This window comes from Blautia sp. NSJ-140 (assembly GCF_022868965.1).
Taxonomy (GTDB): domain Bacteria; phylum Bacillota; class Clostridia; order Lachnospirales; family Lachnospiraceae; genus Blautia_A.
Window position 1 is genome coordinate 59,811 of sequence record NZ_JALIFS010000015.1, and the last position, 21,756, is coordinate 81,566.

The following is a 21,756-nucleotide window of genomic DNA, read 5'->3' on the forward strand; positions in this document are numbered from 1 at the left end:
AAATATCTGTTTATGTGATACGATAGATGTGGTATTGAATACTACATATAATGGAAAAGAGGACGATATAATTGAGCTATAAGATTGCGATAGATAGCTGTGGGGAGCTTTTAGATGAATGGAAAAATGACGGCAGGATTGAATCCATACCACTGACGTTGACGGTGGGTGGTGAGAATATTATAGATGATGAGAATTTCGATCAGAAAGATTTTTTAAAGAAGGTTGCGGCCTGCCCGGAATGCCCCAAGTCTGCATGCCCTTCTCCGGAACGATATATGAAGGCATATGAGTGTGATGCGGAACATATTTATGCGGTGACACTTTCGTCAGAATTGAGCGGTTCCTATAACAGTGCAATTCTTGGAAAAAACCTGTTCCTGGAAGAGCAGCCGGAGAAAAAGGTTCATGTATTTAATTCCAAATCTGCATCCGGTGGTCAGAGTCTGATTGCCATGAAGATCATGGAGTGTGAAGAAAAGGGACTTTCTTTTGGAGAAGTAGTAAGTGAAGTAGAGAAATATATTGAAGAGATGAGCACATTTTTTGTGTTGGAGAATCTGGAAACTCTGCGCAAGAACGGACGTTTGAGCAGAGTGAAAGCTCTGGTGGCCAGTGCGCTGAAGATCAAGCCGGTTATGGGATCTACTCCGGAAGGAACGATCTGTCAGCTGGATCAGGCAAGAGGCATGAATAAAGCAATCGTAAAAATGGTGGATCACATTGGAGAGAAGGGAATCAACATTCCGGAAAAGACAGTTGTCATCACTCACTGCAATTGTCCGGAAAGAGCGAAGATGCTGGAGGAGGCTATCCGTGAGAAACTGAATCCTGCAAAGATCGTAGTTATGGATACTGCCGGTGTCAGCAGTATGTATGCCAATGATGGTGGCGTTATCGTAGCAGTCTGATCAGAGAAAATCTCCAGTTCAGAAAATTATCACATTTCTTCGGGGAGTTGCTGCTTTCCTTTTGAAAACAAGTGTGCTATAATGAACGAAGTATTGAAGCGGCAAAGGAGAAAGACAATGAGCCAGAAGAAAGTTGACAAATATAAAAACAGTAAATACTCGCGAAACAGTGCCCTGAAGAAGGAACGCGCAGAATTTGTACTTGAGATGGCGGCATGGATCCTCATCGCGGTTCTGCTTGTGGGCTGGATCGGATATTCCGCATACGCCAAGATCCAGGCGAAGGAAGCCAGTGTGAAGGTAGATACTGTGATGGATACTTCTGCATTGACAGATTATATTTCCGGATTATCTTCAGACAGTGCGGAATAGAAAACACATATGAAGTGATGGGTTCCCGGGATGGGTTGAAGCATCCCGGGGATTTTTATATACAGGATAAACATAATACAATAAAAAACGGGTCTGCCATAAAGCAGCCCCGTCTTGACTTATACGTTTTTTATGGTTATAGAATTATAACTTTGTAACGTTAGCAGCCTGCATTCCGCGAGCGCCCTCTGTTAAGTCGTAGGATACAGCCTGTCCTTCTTCAAGAGATTTGAAGCCTTCACCGTTGATAGCGGAGAAGTGTACGAATACATCCTGTCCGTCCTCACCTGTGATAAAACCATAACCTTTTTCTGCGTTGAACCATTTTACAGTTCCCTTGTTCATTTTGTGTTACCTCCATAAAAATAAAAAAAATTAAAATAGCCTTCTGATGATAATAAAAAATCACCAGATTTCACAGACTATATTCATGTAAATATAATCTCTAAAAACTAGTGATTTTACATTAAATATCTTGCCATGCTCTGATTATATAACCCGTGTTTTGAAATGTCAAGGAGAAAATTCCAACAATTCCGGGGTGTAAAAAGGGGCGAAATTGCTTTGTAAAAAAAATCTTTATAAATAGAGAAATATCGTGTATGATATAGTAGAATACAAGCGGATCGAAGAATCTGCTTTGAAAATACAGGATGAGAGGAGAACAGAAATGGGGATTCTGATTCGAGGAGGCCGGATCGTGGATGCGGCTACAGATACGGATAAAACAGGCGATATTTATCTGGAAGACGGAATCATTGCGGAAATAGGCCAGAAGCTGAAAAAGAAAGATGGCGACCGTGTGATCGATGCGAAAGGAAAGCTGGTCATGCCGGGAATCATCGACCTTCATGTCCATTTTCGTGATCCGGGCCAGACACATAAGGAAGATATCAAGAGTGGTGCGGCGGCGGCAGCACGTGGTGGTGTGACAACTGTAGTTGCTATGCCAAACACAACTCCCACTATAGATAATCCGGACCGGGTAAACTATGTACATAACAAGGCTGCGCAGGTTTCCGGTATTCATGTACTTCAGGCAGGTGCAGCCACCATGGGAGAAAAAGGTACTGAACTTGCAGATATTTCCGGAATGGTGAAAGCGGGGATCCCGGCAGTGTCCGAGGATGGCAAATCTGTGATGAATACAGCGCTTTGTAAAGAAGCAATGAGGATCGCAGCAGAATGCGGTGTACCGTTTTTTGACCATTGTGAAGATATCGATCTGCGTGGAGATGGATGCATGAATGAGGATGAGAACGCCAAAAGACTGGGGCTTCCCGGAATCTGCAATGCAGTGGAAGATACCATTACAGCCAGAGATATCATTCTGGCGCTGGAGACAGGAGTCCATCTTCATCTCTGCCACTGTTCCACTTATGGAGATGCCCAGATGATGAAGATCGTAAAAGAAAAAGGATACGACAATATCACAGCTGAAGTATGCCCGCACCATTTTATCCTTTCATCAGATGATATTAAAACAGATGACCCGAATTACAAGATGAATCCGCCGCTCCGTACACCGAAGGATGTGGAAGCACTGAAACAGGGCCTGAAAGACGGTACCATCGAGGTGATCAGCACGGACCATGCACCGCACAGTACACAGGAAAAAACAGGTTCTATGAAGAATGCACCATTTGGGATCGTAGGTCTGGAAACAAGCCTTCCGCTCACCTATACAGAGTTGGTGGAAAAAGATGTGATCACACTGAAACAGATGGTTGAGAAGATGTGCCTGAATCCGGCGAAAATCCTCGGGCTTGACAGAGGAACTCTCCAGAAAGGCCATCCGGCAGATGTGATCATCGTGGATACGGAGCAGGAGTATGCTATCGATAAAAATAAATTTGTTTCCAAAGGACATAACACACCGTTTGATGGCTGGAAAGTAAAGGGAAAAGTGCTTTATACCATCTGTGACGGAAAAATTGTATTTAAAAACCAGGAGGAGAAAGAATCATGATTAACAAACTGATCAGCAATATCCGCAAAACAAATGCACCAATCGTTGTAGGACTGGATCCTATGCTGAATTATATTCCGGAGCATATCCAGAAAAAGGCTTTTGCAGAGTTTGGGGAGACTCTGGAGGGCGCTGCAGAAGCAATCTGGCAGTATAACAAAGGGATCGTGGATGCGACCTTTGATCTGATCCCGGCAGTGAAACCACAGATCGCCATGTATGAGCAGTTTGGTATCCCGGGACTGATCGCATACAAGAAAACGGTTGAGTATTGTAAATCCAAAGATCTGGTTGTGATCGGTGATATCAAAAGAGGTGATATCGGTTCCACATCTGCAGCATATGCAGTTGGCCATCTGGGACAGGTTCAGGTAGGTTCAAAAAAATATGCAGGTTTTGATGAGGATTTTGCAACGGTCAATCCATACCTTGGTTCTGATGGTGTGAAACCTTTTATGGACGTATGCAAGGAAGAGAAAAAGGGTATCTTTGTTCTGGTCAAAACTTCCAATCCATCAAGTGGTGAGTTCCAGGATCGTGTCATCGACGGCCGCCCGCTCTATGAGCTGGTAGGTGAGAAGGTTGCACAGTGGGGCGATGAGCTTATGGGTGATGGATATAGTTATGTTGGTGCTGTTGTAGGTGCGACCTATCCGGAAATGGGAAAGGTGTTAAGAAAAATCATGCCGAAGACATTTATCCTTGTTCCCGGATATGGTGCTCAGGGTGGAAAGGGCGCAGATCTTGTCCATTTCTTTAATGAAGACGGACTTGGTGCTATCGTAAACTCTTCCAGAGGAATCATCGCTGCATATAAGCAGGAGAAATATAAAGAGTTTGGCGCTGAAAATTACGCAGATGCTTCCAGAGCGGCAGTAAAAGATATGATCGCAGATATCAGCGGTGCGTTGGAGAACAGATAATACAGGAGGCATTTTATGAGTACATCAGAAAATAAAAAAACAAAAAAGCCCTGTAAGATACTCAGCCAGGAATGTATTGGTACAGATATTTACAGTATGTGGCTGGATGCAGGTGAGATTGGAAAAAATGCAGTGCCGGGACAGTTTGTGTCACTTTACAGCCGTAATGGCGGTAAACTTCTGCCAAGACCCATCAGTCTCTGTGAGATCGATAAAGCAGAAGGAAAACTGAGACTGGTATATCGCGTTACAGGAAAAGGAACCGGTACTGAGGAATTTTCCAGACTTCATGCAGGGGTCCCCATTGAGACTATGGGACCTCTGGGAAATGGTTTTCCACTGGATGCAGTAAAAGGCAAAAAAGTGTTTCTCATGGGTGGTGGAATCGGAATTCCGCCGATGCTGGAAACTGCTAAACAGCTGGACGCAGAAAAGATCATGGTTCTCGGATACAGAGATGAGCTGTTTTTGAATAAAGAATTTGAAGCTTACGGAGATGTCTATGTGGCAACAGAAGACGGCTCTGCAGGAACAAAGGGAAATGTTATGGATGCCATCCGTGAGAACGATCTTGAGGCAGATGCGATCTTTGCCTGCGGACCTGCCCCGATGCTTCGTGCCATCAAGGCATATGCGCTTGAAAAGGGAATTCCGTGCTGGATCTCCATGGAAGAGCGTATGGCCTGTGGCGTAGGCGCGTGTCTTGCCTGTGTGTGCAAATCCAAAGATGTGGATCCTCATTCTCATGTTCATAACAAGAGAGTATGTAAAGACGGACCTGTATTCCTGAGCACGGAGGTAGAGCTATGAGCAGAATGAATGTAAATCTTGCCGGCGTAGAACTTAAGAATCCGGTGATGACAGCGTCCGGAACATTTGGTTCCGGAACGGAATACAGTGAATTTGTGGATCTGAACAGACTTGGTGCGGTTGTGACAAAGGGCGTGGCAAATGTACCATGGCCGGGAAATCCTACACCGAGAGTGACAGAGACAGCATCCGGAATGCTCAATGCCATTGGTCTTCAGAATCCGGGGATTGATGTTTTCTGTGAAAGAGATATTCCGTTCCTTAAAAAATATGATACAAAGATCATCGTCAATGTCTGTGGCAAATCTGCAAAGGATTATTGTGAGGTTGTAGAACGTCTTGGAAACGAGCCTGTGGATATGCTGGAGATCAATGTTTCCTGCCCGAATGTCAAGGAGGGCGGAATTGCCTTCGGTCAGAATCCGAAAGCTCTCGAAGAGATCACAAAAGAAGTAAAGAAATATGCAAAACAGCCGGTGATCATGAAGCTGAGCCCAAATGTAACCGATATTACCGAGATGGCGAAAGCAGCAGAAGCTGGCGGTGCAGATGTTCTTTCTCTTATCAATACCCTGACAGGCATGAAGATCGATATCAACAGACGTACATTTGCACTGGCAAATAAAACCGGTGGAATGTCCGGCCCTGCAGTAAAACCGGTAGCTGTCCGTATGGTATATCAGGTGGCAAATGCAGTATCCCTTCCTATCATCGGTATGGGAGGAATCGCAACTGCTGAGGATGCTCTGGAATTTATCATGGCAGGTGCTACTGCAGTGTCTGTGGGAACTGCAAACTTTTTTAACCCTTATGCTACTGTGGAGATCGCAGATGGTATTCAGGCATTTCTTGAAAAACAGAAAGTGGAAGATATCAATGAGCTGATCGGAGTAGTGAAATAACGGAGTATTGCCGTATTTGCAATTCTGTTGTTCATATGTTAGAATTAACAGGATAAATAAAGGGATTTTACACTGGAATTGCAGCAGAGTGTGGATCCTGGGTTTGTCGTATATATGAAAAACATGGAGGATTAGATAAATGGAACAGTATAAGCAGGAATTTATTGAATTTATGATTGACTGTAATGTCCTGAAATTTGGAGATTTTACTACGAAATCAGGAAGAAAGACACCATTTTTTGTAAATACAGGATTTTACCGTACCGGTGCGCAGCTTCGCAAGCTGGGACAGTATTATGCAAAAGCGATAGAAAGCAAGTTCGGACTGGATTTTGATGTGCTGTTTGGACCGGCATACAAAGGAATTCCGCTTTCTGTAGCAGCAACTATGGAGATCAGTGAAATGTACGGAAAGGATATCCGTTACTGTTCCAACCGTAAAGAAGTGAAAGACCACGGAGATAAAGGAATTCTTCTTGGCAGTCCGCTCCAGGATGGGGATAAGGTAGTGATCATTGAGGATGTTACGACCGCAGGAACATCCATTAAAGAAACACTTCCGATCATCAAAGCACAGGGAGATGTAAATCCGATAGGCCTTGTGGTTTCTGTTGACCGTATGGAACGTGGCCAGGGAACAAAGAGTGCGCTCAAAGAGATCGAGGAAACCTACGGTCTTCAGACTACAGCTATTGTAACTATGGCAGAGGTTGTTGAGCATCTCTACAACAAAGAATACAAAGGCCGTGTTGTGATCGATGATAAGCTGAAAGCTGCCATTGATGCATATTATGACCAGTACGGCGCAGAATAATATTGTTATAAAAGGTCATAAAAGAGCGGCGGATTCCGAAGGTCCGCTTTTACTGGGAGGACGCAGCCTTATGAATGAAAAAATTTATAAAACTATGGCGAGCAGCGGGGCGGGAAGCCTTGCACTCGGTATTGTCGTTCTGGTGACGGGACTTGTCACAGGAATTCTGATGATCGTGAACGGTGCGAGACTGCTCAGAAGAAAATCAGAGATATTAATCTAATATGATCTGAAAAGCCGCACGTTGTTCCGTGTGGCTTTTCAGACTATTTAAGCAGGGGAGAATATTGGAAAAAGGGACAAAACGCAGAGTAAAAAAAATCGGGACAGCTTTTTTTGTACTGTATGTTCTTGTTCTTGTGTATCTTCTGTTCTTTTCAGAAGGATACGGAAGAGTGGCGGATGCAGAAAGAGAATACCGTTATAATCTTGTTCCGTTTGTGGAGATCAGGCGTTTCTGGACTTATCGAAAAATAGTGGGTACATTTGCGCTTTTCACAAATGTTTTTGGAAATGTGCTGGGATTTGTGCCATACGGATTTATTCTTCCGGTAATAACCGGAAAAATGCGAAATAGCTTTTTTATCATATTATCCGGATTTGTTATCAGTCTGACGATAGAAGTAATCCAGTTGATCACAAAAGTTGGCTGTTTTGATGTGGATGATATGATATTGAATACTCTGGGCGCAGCGCTTGGATATGGGATTTATGCAGTCTGCGACAGGATTAGGAGAAAAATTAATGGCAAGAAGATATAGATATGCATTTGCAAAAAAAAGAGAAGCTTCCAAAGGAAAATGGTCTGTAGGACTTGCGGTGGTTTCCCTCGTGCTGTTTATCGCGGCAGTTGTGCTTGCACTCTTTTTTGATGGAAAGCTCGGGGGCCTGATCGGCGGAACCGGGCTTTTTGCCATGCTGCTTTCTGCATATGGGTTTACACTGGGGCTTTCCAGCTTTTCGGAAGAAAACCGGAAACACAGGACAAGCATGGTCGGGTCTATTTTGAACGGAGTGATCCTGGTTATCTGGCTGGGACTTTTTTTATCGGGGGTATAACAGATGGATAAAAAAGAACGCTTAAAAAAACAGCTGAACTTTATTATGGAAATAGATAAAGTCAAGAATATTTTCCGTCAGACGTATCTTGCAGACGGAAAGCGGAAAGAGAATGATGCGGAGCATTCCTGGCATCTGGCGTTGATGGCAGTGCTTTTGAAGGAATATTCCAATGTGGAAGTGGATCTTTCGAAGGTGATTCCTATGGTACTGGTGCATGACCTGGTAGAAATCGATGCAGGTGATACCTATGCATATGATGAAAAAGGAGCGACAACCAAGGAATACAGGGAGAAGCAGGCTGCAGAACGGATCTACGGACTATTGCCGGAAGATCAGGGACAGTGGTTAAAAGCATTATGGGAGGAGTTTGAGGCTTACGAAACCCCGGAGGCGAAATTTGCCCATGTGCTGGATAATTGTCAGCCATTGTTTCTCAATGATGCTTCCAACGGGAAAAGCTGGGAAGAGCATCAGGTGAAGAAAAGTCAGATTTATAAGAGAAACCGGAAAACGGGAGAAGGTTCTGAAGTGATCTGGGAATATATGAAAGAACTCGTTGACAAACACATTGCCCTGGGGCATGTGATCGATGATGAAAAAGATGGGAGATGAAGTCTTGGAAGAATGCATGAAAGAACGTTATGGACTTGCTAAGGAACGGATCCGTGAGATCATAACAGAAGAAACCGTAAAAAAACCGTTTGGAGATTTTTTCAGAAACAGGGCAAAGTTTCTTTCCATGGCAGCAGATGTGATGGATGAGAGCTCAGCAGAGCTTACGATGGAGGAGTTGAAGGAGAGAAATCATTGCTTTTATCAGGATATCCTCCCGGAAAATTATGAAAGCAGCTATGGAAATCCGGCGTATGCAGTAAAGCAGTTGGGAGAATACGGAAAAGCCTTCAGTTTTCTGTATGCAGAGATCGCAGGAACTGTAGCTTATGCACATGAGAAAAGGCTGTGGGATATGATCGTATCCATGGAACTGTTTCTGGAAGTATATTCTGCATTTTGCGAGGAAGAACTTCCGGAGGCTGCAACAGTGGAAGGGATTCTCCGTTCCTATGTGAATGATTACTGCCAGGATATGATGGAACAGAGGATACGGGAAGGTGTAGATCCGGAGCTTGACTTTGCGGCAGATATCATCATGAATTCGGATCTTTCCGATCTGAGATATCTGTATCGCTATGGCGAATTTGTTTCAGAGAATGAAACAGGAGTTGCAGAGTTTCTGAACTCCCTTTCTCAGGAAGAAATCGATAAGATGGCTTTTACCTATACAGAAGGCTATCGGATCGGATTTATCACCGGACGGAAGGATATCACAAAAAAGAAAACAGTAAATATCCGATATAATCTTGGCTTCGAACGGATGGTAAAAGCAGCAATCCTTCAGTTTGAAAAAATGGGTCTGAAGCCGGTGATCTATCGTCATGCAACGCATGTGGTAAATAAGAGAGGGGCAGTGAGAGTAGGCTATACAGGCGGCGTTGCCAATCCGCAGTACGACTACGATCATCGTCAGGACAGTGCATTGTTCCTGGATGGGGATTTTGTTCAGCGAAAACTTCGGGCTATGCAGACTTCCTATGAGAAGTACAGAGAACTGGCAGAAGTACATGGCGGTCCGGCCTGTATTGATACATTTGGAGAAAATCCTTTCTCTCCGGTAAGTAAGCCGGAAGCTTATGCATTAAGCGAGATGCAGCAGAAGCTTCAGACAGAGCTTGACAATGAATCCGGACAGATCGTAAACCGATACATCAAAGGTGATGAGAGAAGTTTTACGATCATTGCATATCCGGTTCCTGAGATTGGTGGAAATTATGAGGAAATTTTCCGTGAGATCGTAAAGATCAATACATTGGATTACCATCTCTATCAGGAAATCCAGCAGACGATCATCAATACCCTGGATACCTGTGAGTGGGTGGAAGTCAAAGGACGTGGAGACAATGAGACGGATCTTCTGATTCATCTTCATGAACTGACAGATCCGAAGAAACAGACGAATTTTGAGAACTGTGTGGCAGACGTGAATATTCCGGTGGGCGAAGTCTTTACATCTCCACAGCTGGCAGGCACAGGCGGAATCCTTCATGTGAAAAAAGTATATCTGAACGGTCTTCAGTTCCGGGATCTGAAGCTGGTATTTGACTGCGGCCAGGTTATTGATTACACCTGTTCGAATTTTAAAACCGAAGAAGAGAACCGGAAATATATTGAAGATAATATCCTCCACCACCATCCGAAGATCCCCATGGGAGAGTTTGCTATCGGTACAAATACCACAGCCTATGTGGCGGCGCTGAAATACGGAATTGCGGATAAGCTTCCGATCCTGATCGCAGAAAAAATGGGACCGCATTTTGCTGTGGGCGATACCTGTTACAGCTGGGCAGAGGATACACCGGTATATAATCCGGATGGAAAAGAGATCATCGCCAGGGATAATGAGATTTCCGAGATGCGAAAGGATGACGTAAGCCTTGCTTATTATGGCTGTCATACAGATATTACCATTCCCTATGATGAGCTTGGAAGTATCCGTGTGATCGATGATGAGGGAGAAATGCTTTCCATTATCGAAAACGGAAGGTTTGTTCTTCCGGGAACAGAGGAATTAAACCGTCCTTTTGAGAATCTTCCATTAATTAATAATATAAGTTAATTAGTAAATTTACAGTTTTTCTGATCGTATTGACAGAAAGTGAGAATATACGTAGAATAACCATAACAATAGTCAAAGGACACAGGTTAATATTCAGTTAGTGTACCATGAAAGGAGAACACAATGGCAAAAGTAGGAATTGTAATGGGTAGTGATTCAGATATGCCGGTTATGAGCAAAGCAGCAGATATCCTGGAGAAACTGGGAATTGATTATGAGATGAAGATCATTTCCGCACACAGAGAACCGGATGTATTTTTCGAGTATGCAAAGACAGCAGAAGAAAAAGGCTTCAAAGTTATCATCGCAGGCGCAGGAATGGCAGCTCATCTTCCGGGAATGTGCGCGGCGATCTTTCCAATGCCGGTGATCGGTATTCCGATGCATACAACATCTCTGGGAGGAAGAGATTCCCTTTACTCAATCGTACAGATGCCAAGCGGTATCCCGGTTGCCACAGTAGCGATCAATGGTGGTGCCAATGCGGGACTTCTTGCTGCCAAGATCCTTGCAACTTCTGACGCAGAGCTTCTTTCCAGACTGAAAGCCTACAGTCAGGATCTGAAAGAGCAGGTCGAGAAGAAAGACGCAAGGCTTCAGGAAGTTGGATACAAAAATTACTAAATAAATCTTTTACCATAAAAATAAAAAAGTGTTGTCATAAGGAGGACATTATGGATTACAAGACTTCAGGCGTAGATATTGAGGCAGGATACAAATCAGTAGAGCTGATGAAAAAGCACATTGCCAAGACGATGAGACCGGAGGTACTTGGAGGAATCGGCGGATTCTCAGGTGCATTTTCCATGGAGAAATTCAAAGATATGGAAGAGCCTACTCTGGTTTCCGGAACAGACGGATGTGGAACCAAGGTTAAGGTAGCCATGGTTATGGACAAGCATGATACCATAGGAATTGATGCCGTAGCCATGTGCGTAAATGATATTGCGTGTGCAGGTGGCGAGCCATTGTTTTTCCTGGACTACATTGCCTGCGGCAAAAATTATCCGGAAAAGATCGCAGAGATCGTAAAAGGTGTTGCAGAGGGCTGTGTGCAGTCTGAGGCAGCTCTGATCGGTGGTGAGACAGCAGAGCATCCTGGTCTTATGCCGGAAGATGAGTACGACCTTGCCGGATTTGCGGTAGGAGTCGTTGACAAAAAAGATCTTCTTACAGGAGAGGCCCTGAAACCAGGAGATGTCCTGATCGGTATGGCTTCCACAGGTGTTCATAGCAATGGATTTTCTCTTGTACGTAAAGTATTTGACATGACAAAAGAGTCTCTTGATACTTATTATGAAGAGCTTGGAACAACTCTGGGAGAGGCGCTGATCGCACCGACCAGAATCTATGTAAAAGCACTGAAAAGCATTCGAGAGTCTGGCGTGCAGATTCATGCATGCAGTCATATCACAGGTGGCGGCTTCTATGAGAATATCCCACGTATGCTGAAAGACGGAACCAGAGCCGTTGTCAAAAAAGACAGCTATCCGGTACTTCCGATCTTCAAGCTCCTTGCCGAAAAAGGAAATATTGATGAGCATATGATGTATAATACATATAATATGGGTCTTGGAATGATCCTGGCAGTAGATCCTGCAGATGTTGACAAAACAATGGAAGCTATCCGTAAAACCGGTGACAAGCCATATGTGGTAGGAACCATTGAAGAGGGAGAAAAGGGAGTGACCTTATGTTAAAGATCGGTGTTCTTGTTTCCGGTGGGGGAACGAATCTTCAGGCGATCCTGGATGCTATTGATGCGGGAGAGATCACAAATGCAAAAGTAGATATTGTGATCAGTAATAATGCCTCCGCTTATGCTCTGGAAAGAGCCAGAAAGCATGATATAGAGGCGGTATGCATCGCACCGAAAGACTATCCGGACCGAGAAGCTTTCCATAAAGCATTACTGGCGAAGCTTCAGGAAAAAGAAGTAGACCTGATCGTTCTTGCAGGATATCTGGTTGCGATCCCTCCGATGATGGTGGAAGCATATCCCAACAAAATCATCAATATCCATCCATCCCTGATCCCGTCTTTCTGCGGAAAAGGTTTTTATGGACTTAAGGTCCATGATGCAGTTCTTGCAAGAGGAGTGAAAGTAACAGGCGCTACGGTCCATTTCGTAGATGCCGGAACGGATACAGGTCCGATCATTCTTCAGAAAGCAGTAAAGGTAAAAGACGGGGATACATCCAAGGAGCTTCAGAGACGCGTAATGGAAAAAGCAGAGTGGAAGATCCTTCCGGAAGCAATCAATCTTATCGCCAATGACAAGATCACAGTGACAGATGGAATTGTTTCTTTAAAGTAATCAGCAGACAGATGAAACAAAGGAGTAAACAGATGAAAGTATTAATCGTAGGAAGCGGCGGAAGAGAACATGCAATTGCATGGAGTGTTGCAAAAAGCCCGAAAGTTGACAAGATCTACTGTGCACCCGGAAATGCAGGAATCGCAGAGTATGCGGAATGTGCAGATATCGGAGCAATGGAGTTTGAAAAACTGGCAGCCTTTGCCAAAGAAAAAGAGATCGATCTTACTATCGTGGGAATGGATGATCCTCTTGTGGGCGGAATCGTAGATGTGTTTGAGGCAGAGGGACTGCGTGTGTTCGGACCGCGCAAAAATGCTGCTATTCTGGAAGGCTCCAAGGCTTTTTCTAAGGATCTTATGAAAAAATATGGTATTCCTACAGCTGCTTATGAGAATTTTGATGATCCGGAAAAAGCTCTGGAATATTTAAGAACCGAGGCAAAATTCCCGATCGTTTTGAAGGCAGATGGCCTTGCTCTTGGAAAAGGTGTTCTGATCTGCCAGGATCTTGCAGAGGCAGAAGCTGGTGTAAAAGAGATCATGGAAGATAAAAAATTCGGAAATGCCGGAAATACCATGGTAATTGAAGAATTTATGACAGGCCGTGAGGTTTCCGTACTTTCTTTTGTTGATGGAAAGACAATCCGTACCATGACATCTGCACAGGATCATAAGCGTGCAAAAGATGGAGATCAGGGACTGAATACAGGCGGAATGGGAACATTTTCTCCAAGTCCGTTCTATACTCCGGAAGTAGATGAATTTTGTAAGAAATATGTTTATCAGAAGACAGTAGATGCCATGGCAGCAGAGGGACGTCCGTTTAAGGGAATCATTTTCTTCGGACTGATGCTTACTGCAGATGGCCCGAAGGTTCTGGAATACAATGCAAGATTTGGTGATCCGGAAGCACAGGTTGTTCTTCCGCGTATGGAGAATGATATCATTGAAGTAATGGAAGCCTGTGTAGATGGCAAACTTGATCAGATCGATCTGAAATTTGAGGACAATGCAGCAGTTTGTGTTGTTCTTGCAAGTGATGGATATCCTGTAAAATACGAAAAAGGTATTCCAATCCATGGATTTGAGAATTTTAAGGACAAAGACGGATATTACTGTTTCCATGCGGGAACTAAATTTAAAGATGGAGAGATCGTTACAAACGGTGGACGTGTTCTTGGCATCACTGCCAAAGGAGAGACATTAAAAGAAGCCAGAAAGAATGCATATGCTGCTACAGAGTGGATCAGTTTTGCAAACAAGTATATGCGTCACGATATCGGAAAAGCTATCGACGAGGCTTAAGTTGGTCATTTTTCACAGGCACAGCTTGACGAAAACAGGGATTTCATTGTACAATAGTAACAACTATGAAACGCAGTGAGTAGTTACGAACATGAAAAGCTGGATGCTGACAGGGCACAACAGGAACCAACCATTTTCCTTGATGAAGTGTCGCATCCAAGTGATGAGGCAGAGAGGACAGAAAAATGGGAATCAGTGTAGAAGAAGCAATCCATGAGCTCAGAAACAGGGAGGAAGTATTTGTTGCATATTCACAGGCAACCAGACTTCCATATGTGACCTGTGATGAAGAAACATTTAATGACCAGGCAAGGATTTTTGCCACAGAAGAAGAGATTAAAGAATATGGTAAACAGCTCCTTGATGATAAGATCCTTCTTATGGGCATGAAATATGAAAAAAAAGACTATCCAAGACTGTATGGTACGCTGTATGCGATCGGAGTGAACAGTGTGATCTGGATCGACGGAGAAGAAAAGATCGAGATTGAGATCGGAAAGATCGCAAACCAGAGAGATATGAGTAAGATCGAGCCGTCTAAGAGACCACTTCTGAATCCGTCGCTTGAACTTTCCGGAATTTATTTTATGCAGGAATTGCGTCGCCCGGTAAAACAGGAAGAGCACAAGAATATCCGTGAGCTGGAAGAAGAGCTGATAGCTAACCTGCGTAAGGCAGAATTCCTGATCGCGATCAATGCAGAGCAGGAAGAAGATGGAAAGCTCCATATTCCGTATCTGAAAAATAAAGAGGATAAGATCATGCAGCCTGTGTTTACAGATGTTATGGAATTTGAGAAATTTGGAAGAGGCAAGAATCTCCGTGTTGCGAAAGTGACTATAGATAAACTTCCGAACCTGATGATTCCGCAGGCAAACGCTTATGTGGTAAATCCAATGGGATTTAATCTGGTTCTTAACAAAGAACAGATAGAGAAGATTGCAGGGATCAGTAAATAAAAACAAAAATCACAGCAGGCTGCCAGGATGAAACTGTGCAGCCTTTTGCTGTTGTAGAGGAGAGATTACCCTATGGTGATAGAAATCGATTTTAACAGTGATGAGGCAATCTATATGCAGATCACCAATCAGATCATAATGGGGATCGCTACATCAAGGCTTCATGAAGGGGATACTCTGCCTTCTGTACGGCAGCTTGCAAGCATTGCAGGAATCAATATGCATACTGTGAATAAGGCATATGCGCTGCTTCGTCAGGAAGGCTTTGTGACTATTGACAGGCGAAAGGGAGCGGTGATCTCCATAGATGCAGATAAGGTCAGAGCACTGGAAGAAATGAAACAGAATCTGACAGTAGCAATGGCATGGGGATGCTGTAAAAATGTAACAAGAGAAGAAGTTCATCAACTGGTGGACGAGATTTTTGACGAGTATGACACAGACAGATAGGAGGAGACATCATGCAGGAACGATATACAAAACAGGCAGAGAATGTTCTTGCTCTGGCAAAAGAGGCAGCCAGCTCCTGCGGACATAGTTATATCGGCACGGAGCATCTGCTGGTCGGGCTTGTAGAAGAAAAGGAGGGCACAGCAGGAAGAGTTCTGGAGGAGTTTGGGATCCAGGCTGATAAAGCAATAGCCCTGATCGATAAACTGATCGCACCGCCGGGAAATACGGCTGTTTCACAGAGACCGGGATTCAGTCCGAGAACCAGAAGAGTTCTGGAGGGTGCATATGCAGAAGCAGAATCCATGCGTTTTGAGGAAGTCGGGACAGAACATATTCTGCTGGCAATGTTGAAAGAAACAGACTGTGTGGGTACCAGACTGCTGTATACAATGGGTGCCAATATCCAGAAGCTTTATGCGGCAGTACTGACGGCAATGGGAATGGACAGCGATACCATTGCGGAAGAATTCCAGGCTGTAAAAGCTTCAAAGGGAAGAAACAGCAGTGTAACACCAACTCTGGATCAGTATAGCCGAGATCTGACGGCCATGGCAGAAGAAGGTAAGCTGGATCCTGTAGTGGGAAGGGATAAAGAGATTGCCAGACTGATCCAGATCCTGAGCAGAAGAACAAAGAACAATCCCTGCCTGACTGGAGAGCCGGGAGTAGGAAAAACGGCTATCGTAGAGGGACTTGCACAGCGGATCGTCACAGGAATGGTACCGGATACTGTGAAGGATAAGCGGGTCGTAGTTCTGGATCTTTCCGGAATGGTCGCAGGAAGTAAATATCGCGGTGAGTTTGAGGAACGTATCCGAAATGTGATCGATGAGGTAAGCGAACAGCAGGGAATATTGCTCTTTATTGATGAAATCCATACGATCATCGGAGCAGGTGGAGCGGAAGGTGCACTGGATGCTTCCAATATCCTGAAACCGTCTCTTTCCCGCGGAGAGATCCAGCTGATCGGAGCAACGACACTGGAAGAATATCGGAAATACATTGAAAAGGATGCGGCGCTTGAACGGCGTTTTCAGCCTATCATCGTGGAAGAGCCTACAGAAGAGGAGGCTGTTGAAATCCTGAAGGGGCTGCGCCCGTATTATGAAAAACATCATGGTGTAGAGATTCTGGATGAGGCGATTGAGGCTGCTGTAAAAATGTCCGTTCGTTATATCAATGACCGGTTTCTTCCGGATAAGGCCATTGACATTATTGATGAGGCAGCGTCGAAAGTACAACTGGCGGGATATTGTCCGTCTCCGAAAGCAGAAGCCCTGGAAAGAGAAATCCACGATATTCTGAAACAAAAAGAACAGGCAGTCATAAATGCAGATCTCGAAGGTGCGAAAGCAGCACAGGCAAAGCAGAATGAAGCGGAAGCAGAATTGGAAAAGATCCGAAGAAAGGCGGAGCGGAAAAATCGGAAAAATCCACTTACAGTTGATGAAGAGGCAGTTGCCGGTATTGTGTCTGACTGGACCAAAATACCTGTACAGCGTCTGACAGAGGGGGAATCCCGTAGGCTTGCAAATTTGGAAAAGGTTCTGAAAAAACGTGTGATCGGACAGGATGAGGCAGTTTCTGCAGTTGCCCGTGCGGTAAAAAGGGGAAGAGTAGGATTAAAGGATCCCGCAAGGCCTATAGGTTCTTTCTTGTTCCTGGGACCTACCGGAGTGGGAAAAACGGAGCTTTCCAAAGCACTGGCGGAAGCTGTATTTGGAAGTGAGCAGGCAATGATCCGTGTAGATATGTCCGAATATATGGAAAAACACAGTGTTTCTAAAATGATCGGATCGCCTCCCGGATATGTAGGCTATGAAGAAGGTGGACAGCTCAGCGAAAAAGTGCGCAGAAATCCATACAGTGTCATTCTTTTTGACGAGATTGAAAAGGCTCATCCGGATGTGTTTAATATTCTTCTGCAGGTACTTGATGATGGTCATATTACAGATGCTCAAGGCAGAAAAGTGGATTTTAAGCAGACGATCATTATCATGACTTCCAATGCAGGTGCGCAGATGATCATGGAACCGAAACATCTTGGATTTATGTCCGGAGATACGGAAAAGCGTGATTATGAACGGATGAAGTCCGGAGTGATGGAAGAAGTGCGGCGGATGTTTAAGCCGGAATTTCTGAACCGGATCGATGAGATCATGGTATTCCATTCTCTGAATAAAGAAAATATCAGGAAGATCGTTACTATTCTTTTGAAAAACCTGGAAAAACGCTGTCAGGAACAGCTGGATATCATACTGAAAGTTACCGGAGCAGCTAAAGATCTTATCGCAGATGCAGGCTTTGACAGTAAATACGGTGCAAGACCGCTGCGTCGTGCGATCCAGACAAAGATCGAGGATGAGATGGCAACAGAAATCCTTGCAGGTCAGATCAAAGCCGGTGATACCGTACAGGTGAAGGTCAAAGACAAGAAAATCTGCTTTGAAGTAAAAGATGCGGAGAAAGCGTAAGAATTTTATTACTTTCTATAGCCAAAAAAACAGAAATAAGTTATAATTAACAAAATTAAAACTATACAACGAAAGATTTCAGGAGGACATAAGATCATGGCAGTGGTACAGGAATTGATCCGCACAGAAGATAATGGGACTATCAGTTTTGGAAATTATGAATTAAATCAGAAATCCAAATTGTCGGATTATCAGTATCAGGGAGATATGTATAAAGTAAAAACATATAAGGAGATTACCAAACTTGAGCGTAATGGAATGTTCGTATATGAGTCTGTTCCGGGAACCAGTGTGTTCCATCTTCAGCAGGATGGAACAGCAATGAGGTTTGAGGTTCAGGGCTTTGAGGATTCTCAGATTACTGTTGAACTGGAAGCTGAGACAGAGTATCAGGTATTTATTGACGATGTAAGTACAGGTACAATGACCACAAACCTGGGCGGCAAGCTTTCATTCAGTGTTGAACTGGATGCGAACACCAAAGCAGAAGTTAAAATTGTAAAATGCTAAAAAATAAAAAAACGGTTTATTTCTGTCAGGAATGCGGGTATGAATCAGCCAAGTGGATGGGACAGTGCCCGGCATGTAAGGCATGGAATACTTTTGTGGAGGAAACGGTTTCTTCCCAAAAATCTTCCTCGGGGAGTATTAAAACTACACAAAAGAAAACGGAGCCTGTAGTTCTGAAAGATATCAGTCTTTCTTCAGATGAACGTCAGAGTTGCGGAATCAGTGAACTTGACAGGGTGCTGGGAGGCGGAATCGTCCCCGGCTCCCTTGTTTTGGTAGGTGGAGATCCTGGTATTGGCAAGTCTACATTGTTGTTGCAGGTGTGCAGAAATTTATCTTCACAGGGGGTTTCTGTTTTATACATTTCTGGTGAGGAGTCTCTCAGACAGATCAAGCTCCGGGCAGATCGTCTTGGAACGTTTAATGATAAACTGAAACTGCTCTGTGAGACGAATCTCGAAAATATCCGAGAGATCATTGAGCGGACGAAGCCAGATGTAGCTGTTGTGGATTCTATCCAGACGATGTTTCATGAAGATATTTCGTCTGCACCGGGAAGCGTTTCTCAGGTGAGGGAATCTACCAATGTACTGATGCAGATCGCTAAGGGTATGGGTGTGTCCATTTTTATCGTGGGTCATGTGACTAAGGAGGGAAATGTGGCAGGTCCTCGTGTACTGGAGCATATGGTAGATACTGTGCTTTACTTTGAGGGGGACAGGCATGCGTCTTACCGGATCTTGCGTGCGGTGAAAAATCGTTTTGGTTCTACCAATGAAATTGGTGTTTTTGAGATGCAGAATTCCGGACTTGAAGAAGTGAAGAATCCTTCCGAGTTCCTTTTGAATGGAAGACCGGAGAATGCTTCGGGATCTGTTGCTGCATGTTCTATGGAGGGGACGAGACCGATTTTGGTGGAGATTCAGGCTCTGGTGTGTCAGAGTAATTTTGGAATTCCGAGAAGAACAGCAGTTGGTACGGATTTTAATCGTGTGAATCTTTTGATGGCGGTTCTGGAGAAGAAGGCGGGAGTTCATCTTGCTGCTTCAGATGCTTATGTGAATATTGCGGGTGGTATGAAAATGACAGAGCCGGCAATTGACCTGGGTATTTGCCTTGCTATTATTTCCAGTGCGAAGGAGATCGTGATCCCGGATTCGGTGATGGCGTTTGGTGAAATTGGTCTGAGTGGCGAGGTTCGTGCAGTGAGTATGGCCGGACAGCGTGTGCAGGAAGCGAAAAAGCTTGGGTTTGAGACGGTGATACTTCCTAAGGTGAACCGGACGGCTACAGAGAGGATTAAAGGAATTAAATTGGTTTATGTGGCTGGAATCAGGGATGCGATTTCTTTTATCAGAGGGTTGTGAGTTCCCGGCAGGTTATTTTGAATATGAGCATGTGGTCAGCCGCTGTATGGTTTGTACGGCGGCTGTGTTTGGGTTAATAGATAAAAAACATAGATAATAGTAAGGAAAGGCTGGTGTTGATTATGGGTATTGGTAATATTGGAAATATGATGAAGGTTATGAATGCATGGAATACATTTAAACAGAATCATCCGAAGTTTCCGGCATTTTGTAGTGCGGTTTCACGGCGTGGGATTCGTGAGGGGAGCATTCTTGAGGTGACGTATATTAGTCCTGAGGGTGAGAAGCTGACTACGAATATTAAAGTGCAGGCCAGCGATCTTGAGTTGCTGAGAGAACTTTCTGGTGGTAATTGAGTTGAGCAGATGGCGAATGTTGATTATATATTGTATATGTCTGTTTGACGGGTGTTTTGTTTCCGGTGTCTGGCAGTGTTGAATCTGCCGGGTGCCGTTTTTTTTTGGGATGGAGAGGGGGACGCCAGAGGAAGGTGGAATCGGTCCGGGGGTGGATGGAGTTGTGGATGCTGTTGAGGTTTTGTGGGGTGGATGTGGACGAGGGACGCCAGAGGAAGGTGGTATCGGTCCGGGCAGGGACTCCGTCGGGGGATACTACTAGGACTCCGTGAGACGGCTAAAAGCATTGCGGCAGGGCCAGAACTCGCCTTCGGCTCAGACAGCAGCCCCTGCCGCAATAACGCCGTCTCCCGCAGCCCAAGTAGTAATCACCCCTCCTCCGCAGCAGCCCGGCCCGATGCCACCTTCCTCTGGCTGACGCTTCCAGCCGACAGGAAAAAAACAGAACAGGTGACGGAAGCGGACTGGGCGTCCTGTCCTGAAATGCCAGATTGGTATAGAATATTCCTATAAGTACCGAAGAATCCCCGGAACCAGATTGGCTCAACATACCACTATAAGTACCGAAGAATCCAGAAACGAGATCGGCCCAACGTACCACTATAAGTACCGAAGAATCCAGAAACGAGATCGGCCCAGCGTATCACTATAAATATCGAAGAATACAGGACCGGATCGGCCCAGCATACCACTATAAATATCGAAGAATACAGGGATCAGATTGGCCTAGCGTACCACTATAAATATTGAAGAATACAGGAACGAGATCGGCCCAACATACCACTATATTGAAGAATACAGGGACCAGATCGGCCCAGCGTACCACTATAAACATCGAAGAATACAGGACCGGATCGGCCCAGCGTACCACTATAAATATTGAGAATCCAGAAACGAGATCGGCCTAACGTGCCACTATAAATATTGAAGAATCCGGAAACGAGATCAGCCCAGCGTATCACTATAAATATCGAAGAATACAGGGATCAGATCGGCACAACGTTCCACTCTGAGTACCGCAGCATACAGACAAAAGTCAACAACGCAGCACACACAACAACGAAGAACTCCTTCCGTGCCCAACGGGGTGGGAGCGCGAGGGAGGGCGTTCGGGCTACGGAACTCTGAGATCGCCTTCCCTCGCACTTACCGCATTGAAAATGCGACCGGCGTAGCGCCATCCAGCGAAGAGACTTATTATTAAAAAACAACACGATAAACAACACAATAAACAACAATAAAGATAATCCTAAAATTACAAATAAGAATAAAAAATTGTCCTATAAAAATAAATTTCCAGAAAAATCTAAAAAAATTGAATTTTATGGTTGACAAGCACAACTCCCAGTGTTATTATAACTGAGCTGTCGCAAATAATTGTTTTCAAAAAACAAACAATTAAAAAGAATTTCAGAAAAATGAAATTCGCAGTTGACAAAAGACAGAAGATATGATAAAGTATCCAAGTCGTCAACGAAGCGACAACAAAATCTTAACTCAAAAATGTTTGAAAAAAACTTAAAAAAGTGCTTGACAAACAAAAAGAGATGAGATAGAATAAGCGAGCTGTCTGAGA

23 protein-coding genes are annotated in these 21,756 nt (G+C 44.4%); 22 read left to right on the top strand and 1 reads right to left on the bottom strand.

Translation table 11 applies throughout. The features are described 5' to 3' along the window. Window positions 1-71: 71 nt before the first annotated feature. Complete coding sequence (locus MUB50_RS15200; RefSeq protein WP_244791558.1) at window positions 72-911, top strand: DegV family protein; 840 nt, start codon at window positions 72-74, stop codon at window positions 909-911. Window positions 912-1,028: 117 nt separating this feature from the next. Further along, the gene (locus MUB50_RS15205; protein WP_118516104.1) at window positions 1,029-1,283 is read left to right on the top strand and encodes a hypothetical protein; all 255 of its coding nucleotides are present in this window, start codon (window positions 1,029-1,031) and stop codon (window positions 1,281-1,283) included. Window positions 1,284-1,427: 144 nt separating this feature from the next. Here the strand turns inward: MUB50_RS15205 and MUB50_RS15210 are convergent, their stop codons facing one another. Continuing rightward, window positions 1,428-1,628: a cold-shock protein gene (locus MUB50_RS15210; RefSeq protein ID WP_015525894.1), complete on the bottom strand. Its 201-nt coding sequence runs from the start codon at window positions 1,626-1,628 to the stop codon at window positions 1,428-1,430. Window positions 1,629-1,953: 325 nt separating this feature from the next. Here MUB50_RS15210 and MUB50_RS15215 point away from each other — a divergent pair, with 325 nt between their 5' ends. From MUB50_RS15215 to MUB50_RS15310, 20 genes are all read left to right on the top strand, one after another. Continuing rightward, entirely contained in the window at window positions 1,954-3,252 is a 1,299-nt protein-coding gene (locus MUB50_RS15215) for a dihydroorotase (RefSeq protein ID WP_244791560.1), read from the top strand. After that, window positions 3,249-4,175: an orotidine-5'-phosphate decarboxylase gene (gene pyrF / locus MUB50_RS15220; RefSeq protein WP_021650965.1), complete on the top strand. Its 927-nt coding sequence runs from the start codon at window positions 3,249-3,251 to the stop codon at window positions 4,173-4,175. The genes MUB50_RS15215 and pyrF overlap by 4 nt, the downstream gene beginning before the upstream one ends. Window positions 4,176-4,190: 15 nt before the next feature. After that, the gene (locus MUB50_RS15225) at window positions 4,191-4,985 is read left to right on the top strand and encodes a dihydroorotate dehydrogenase electron transfer subunit (protein WP_244791562.1); all 795 of its coding nucleotides are present in this window, start codon (window positions 4,191-4,193) and stop codon (window positions 4,983-4,985) included. Next, window positions 4,982-5,887 carry a dihydroorotate dehydrogenase gene (locus MUB50_RS15230; protein WP_330590843.1) on the top strand — a complete coding sequence of 302 codons (906 nt, stop codon included), beginning with the start codon at window positions 4,982-4,984 and terminating at the stop codon, window positions 5,885-5,887. The genes MUB50_RS15225 and MUB50_RS15230 overlap by 4 nt, the downstream gene beginning before the upstream one ends. 139 nt (window positions 5,888-6,026) lie before the next feature. Next, the gene (gene pyrE / locus MUB50_RS15235) at window positions 6,027-6,701 is read left to right on the top strand and encodes an orotate phosphoribosyltransferase (RefSeq protein WP_244791564.1); all 675 of its coding nucleotides are present in this window, start codon (window positions 6,027-6,029) and stop codon (window positions 6,699-6,701) included. Window positions 6,702-6,771: 70 nt separating this feature from the next. Continuing rightward, complete coding sequence (locus tag MUB50_RS15240) at window positions 6,772-6,924, top strand: hypothetical protein (protein WP_022426215.1); 153 nt, start codon at window positions 6,772-6,774, stop codon at window positions 6,922-6,924. Between the two features lie 64 nt (window positions 6,925-6,988). Further along, window positions 6,989-7,462, top strand: coding sequence for a VanZ family protein (locus MUB50_RS15245; protein ID WP_173753838.1), 474 nt, complete (start codon window positions 6,989-6,991; stop codon window positions 7,460-7,462). Continuing rightward, window positions 7,446-7,760 carry a hypothetical protein gene (locus MUB50_RS15250; protein WP_244791566.1) on the top strand — a complete coding sequence of 105 codons (315 nt, stop codon included), beginning with the start codon at window positions 7,446-7,448 and terminating at the stop codon, window positions 7,758-7,760. Before MUB50_RS15245 ends, MUB50_RS15250 begins: the two co-directional genes overlap by 17 nt. Before the next feature lie 3 nt (window positions 7,761-7,763). After that, entirely contained in the window at window positions 7,764-8,375 is a 612-nt protein-coding gene (locus MUB50_RS15255; protein ID WP_244791568.1) for an HD domain-containing protein, read from the top strand. Further along, the gene (locus tag MUB50_RS15260) at window positions 8,356-10,437 is read left to right on the top strand and encodes an aminopeptidase (protein WP_420314710.1); all 2,082 of its coding nucleotides are present in this window, start codon (window positions 8,356-8,358) and stop codon (window positions 10,435-10,437) included. The genes MUB50_RS15255 and MUB50_RS15260 overlap by 20 nt, the downstream gene beginning before the upstream one ends. 123 nt (window positions 10,438-10,560) lie before the next feature. Further along, window positions 10,561-11,061, top strand: coding sequence for a 5-(carboxyamino)imidazole ribonucleotide mutase (gene purE, locus MUB50_RS15265; RefSeq protein WP_015525905.1), 501 nt, complete (start codon window positions 10,561-10,563; stop codon window positions 11,059-11,061). Between the two features lie 50 nt (window positions 11,062-11,111). After that, a complete protein-coding gene (gene purM, locus MUB50_RS15270; RefSeq protein ID WP_138276298.1) occupies window positions 11,112-12,137 on the top strand; it encodes a phosphoribosylformylglycinamidine cyclo-ligase in 1,026 nt (341 codons plus the stop codon). Next, window positions 12,131-12,754, top strand: coding sequence for a phosphoribosylglycinamide formyltransferase (gene purN, locus MUB50_RS15275; protein WP_015525907.1), 624 nt, complete (start codon window positions 12,131-12,133; stop codon window positions 12,752-12,754). The genes purM and purN overlap by 7 nt, the downstream gene beginning before the upstream one ends. A gap of 32 nt (window positions 12,755-12,786) precedes the next feature. Continuing rightward, window positions 12,787-14,061: a phosphoribosylamine--glycine ligase gene (gene purD / locus MUB50_RS15280; RefSeq protein ID WP_138277647.1), complete on the top strand. Its 1,275-nt coding sequence runs from the start codon at window positions 12,787-12,789 to the stop codon at window positions 14,059-14,061. 185 nt (window positions 14,062-14,246) lie between these two features. Further along, window positions 14,247-15,020, top strand: coding sequence for an SseB family protein (locus tag MUB50_RS15285; protein WP_138277646.1), 774 nt, complete (start codon window positions 14,247-14,249; stop codon window positions 15,018-15,020). A gap of 72 nt (window positions 15,021-15,092) precedes the next feature. Beyond that, window positions 15,093-15,470 (top strand): GntR family transcriptional regulator, encoded by a 378-nt coding sequence (locus MUB50_RS15290; RefSeq protein WP_015525911.1) that lies wholly within the window; start codon window positions 15,093-15,095, stop codon window positions 15,468-15,470. 11 nt (window positions 15,471-15,481) lie between these two features. Continuing rightward, window positions 15,482-17,947, top strand: coding sequence for an ATP-dependent Clp protease ATP-binding subunit (locus MUB50_RS15295; RefSeq protein ID WP_138277645.1), 2,466 nt, complete (start codon window positions 15,482-15,484; stop codon window positions 17,945-17,947). A 96-nt stretch (window positions 17,948-18,043) separates the two neighbouring features. Next, a complete protein-coding gene (locus tag MUB50_RS15300; protein ID WP_118626401.1) occupies window positions 18,044-18,457 on the top strand; it encodes an endosialidase in 414 nt (137 codons plus the stop codon). Beyond that, on the top strand, window positions 18,451-19,824 hold the full coding sequence (gene radA / locus MUB50_RS15305) for a DNA repair protein RadA (RefSeq protein WP_118626403.1): 1,374 nt from the start codon (window positions 18,451-18,453) through the stop codon (window positions 19,822-19,824). The genes MUB50_RS15300 and radA overlap by 7 nt, the downstream gene beginning before the upstream one ends. A gap of 122 nt (window positions 19,825-19,946) precedes the next feature. Beyond that, window positions 19,947-20,180, top strand: a complete 234-nt coding sequence (locus tag MUB50_RS15310; protein WP_173733054.1) for a hypothetical protein — start codon at window positions 19,947-19,949, stop codon at window positions 20,178-20,180. The last annotated feature ends 1,576 nt before the right edge of the window (window positions 20,181-21,756 follow it).

What these genes read in the sequence shown, in the direction of transcription:
- MUB50_RS15260 (WP_420314710.1), top strand. Translation starts at nt 8,356, where the DNA reads ATGAAAAAGATGGGAGATGAAGTCTTGGAAGAATGCATGAAAGAACGT.
- MUB50_RS15290 (WP_015525911.1), top strand. Translation starts at nt 15,093, where the DNA reads ATGGTGATAGAAATCGATTTTAACAGTGATGAGGCAATCTATATGCAG.
- purE (WP_015525905.1), top strand. Translation starts at nt 10,561, where the DNA reads ATGGCAAAAGTAGGAATTGTAATGGGTAGTGATTCAGATATGCCGGTT.
- MUB50_RS15210 (WP_015525894.1), bottom strand. Translation starts at nt 1,628, where the DNA reads ATGAACAAGGGAACTGTAAAATGGTTCAACGCAGAAAAAGGTTATGGT.
- radA (WP_118626403.1), top strand. Translation starts at nt 18,451, where the DNA reads ATGCTAAAAAATAAAAAAACGGTTTATTTCTGTCAGGAATGCGGGTAT.
- MUB50_RS15250 (WP_244791566.1), top strand. Translation starts at nt 7,446, where the DNA reads ATGGCAAGAAGATATAGATATGCATTTGCAAAAAAAAGAGAAGCTTCC.
- purD (WP_138277647.1), top strand. Translation starts at nt 12,787, where the DNA reads ATGAAAGTATTAATCGTAGGAAGCGGCGGAAGAGAACATGCAATTGCA.
- purM (WP_138276298.1), top strand. Translation starts at nt 11,112, where the DNA reads ATGGATTACAAGACTTCAGGCGTAGATATTGAGGCAGGATACAAATCA.
- MUB50_RS15310 (WP_173733054.1), top strand. Translation starts at nt 19,947, where the DNA reads ATGGGTATTGGTAATATTGGAAATATGATGAAGGTTATGAATGCATGG.
- MUB50_RS15225 (WP_244791562.1), top strand. Translation starts at nt 4,191, where the DNA reads ATGAGTACATCAGAAAATAAAAAAACAAAAAAGCCCTGTAAGATACTC.
- MUB50_RS15215 (WP_244791560.1), top strand. Translation starts at nt 1,954, where the DNA reads ATGGGGATTCTGATTCGAGGAGGCCGGATCGTGGATGCGGCTACAGAT.
- MUB50_RS15205 (WP_118516104.1), top strand. Translation starts at nt 1,029, where the DNA reads ATGAGCCAGAAGAAAGTTGACAAATATAAAAACAGTAAATACTCGCGA.
- pyrF (WP_021650965.1), top strand. Translation starts at nt 3,249, where the DNA reads ATGATTAACAAACTGATCAGCAATATCCGCAAAACAAATGCACCAATC.
- MUB50_RS15240 (WP_022426215.1), top strand. Translation starts at nt 6,772, where the DNA reads ATGAATGAAAAAATTTATAAAACTATGGCGAGCAGCGGGGCGGGAAGC.
- MUB50_RS15255 (WP_244791568.1), top strand. Translation starts at nt 7,764, where the DNA reads ATGGATAAAAAAGAACGCTTAAAAAAACAGCTGAACTTTATTATGGAA.
- MUB50_RS15230 (WP_330590843.1), top strand. Translation starts at nt 4,982, where the DNA reads ATGAGCAGAATGAATGTAAATCTTGCCGGCGTAGAACTTAAGAATCCG.
- purN (WP_015525907.1), top strand. Translation starts at nt 12,131, where the DNA reads ATGTTAAAGATCGGTGTTCTTGTTTCCGGTGGGGGAACGAATCTTCAG.
- MUB50_RS15295 (WP_138277645.1), top strand. Translation starts at nt 15,482, where the DNA reads ATGCAGGAACGATATACAAAACAGGCAGAGAATGTTCTTGCTCTGGCA.
- MUB50_RS15285 (WP_138277646.1), top strand. Translation starts at nt 14,247, where the DNA reads ATGGGAATCAGTGTAGAAGAAGCAATCCATGAGCTCAGAAACAGGGAG.
- pyrE (WP_244791564.1), top strand. Translation starts at nt 6,027, where the DNA reads ATGGAACAGTATAAGCAGGAATTTATTGAATTTATGATTGACTGTAAT.
- MUB50_RS15300 (WP_118626401.1), top strand. Translation starts at nt 18,044, where the DNA reads ATGGCAGTGGTACAGGAATTGATCCGCACAGAAGATAATGGGACTATC.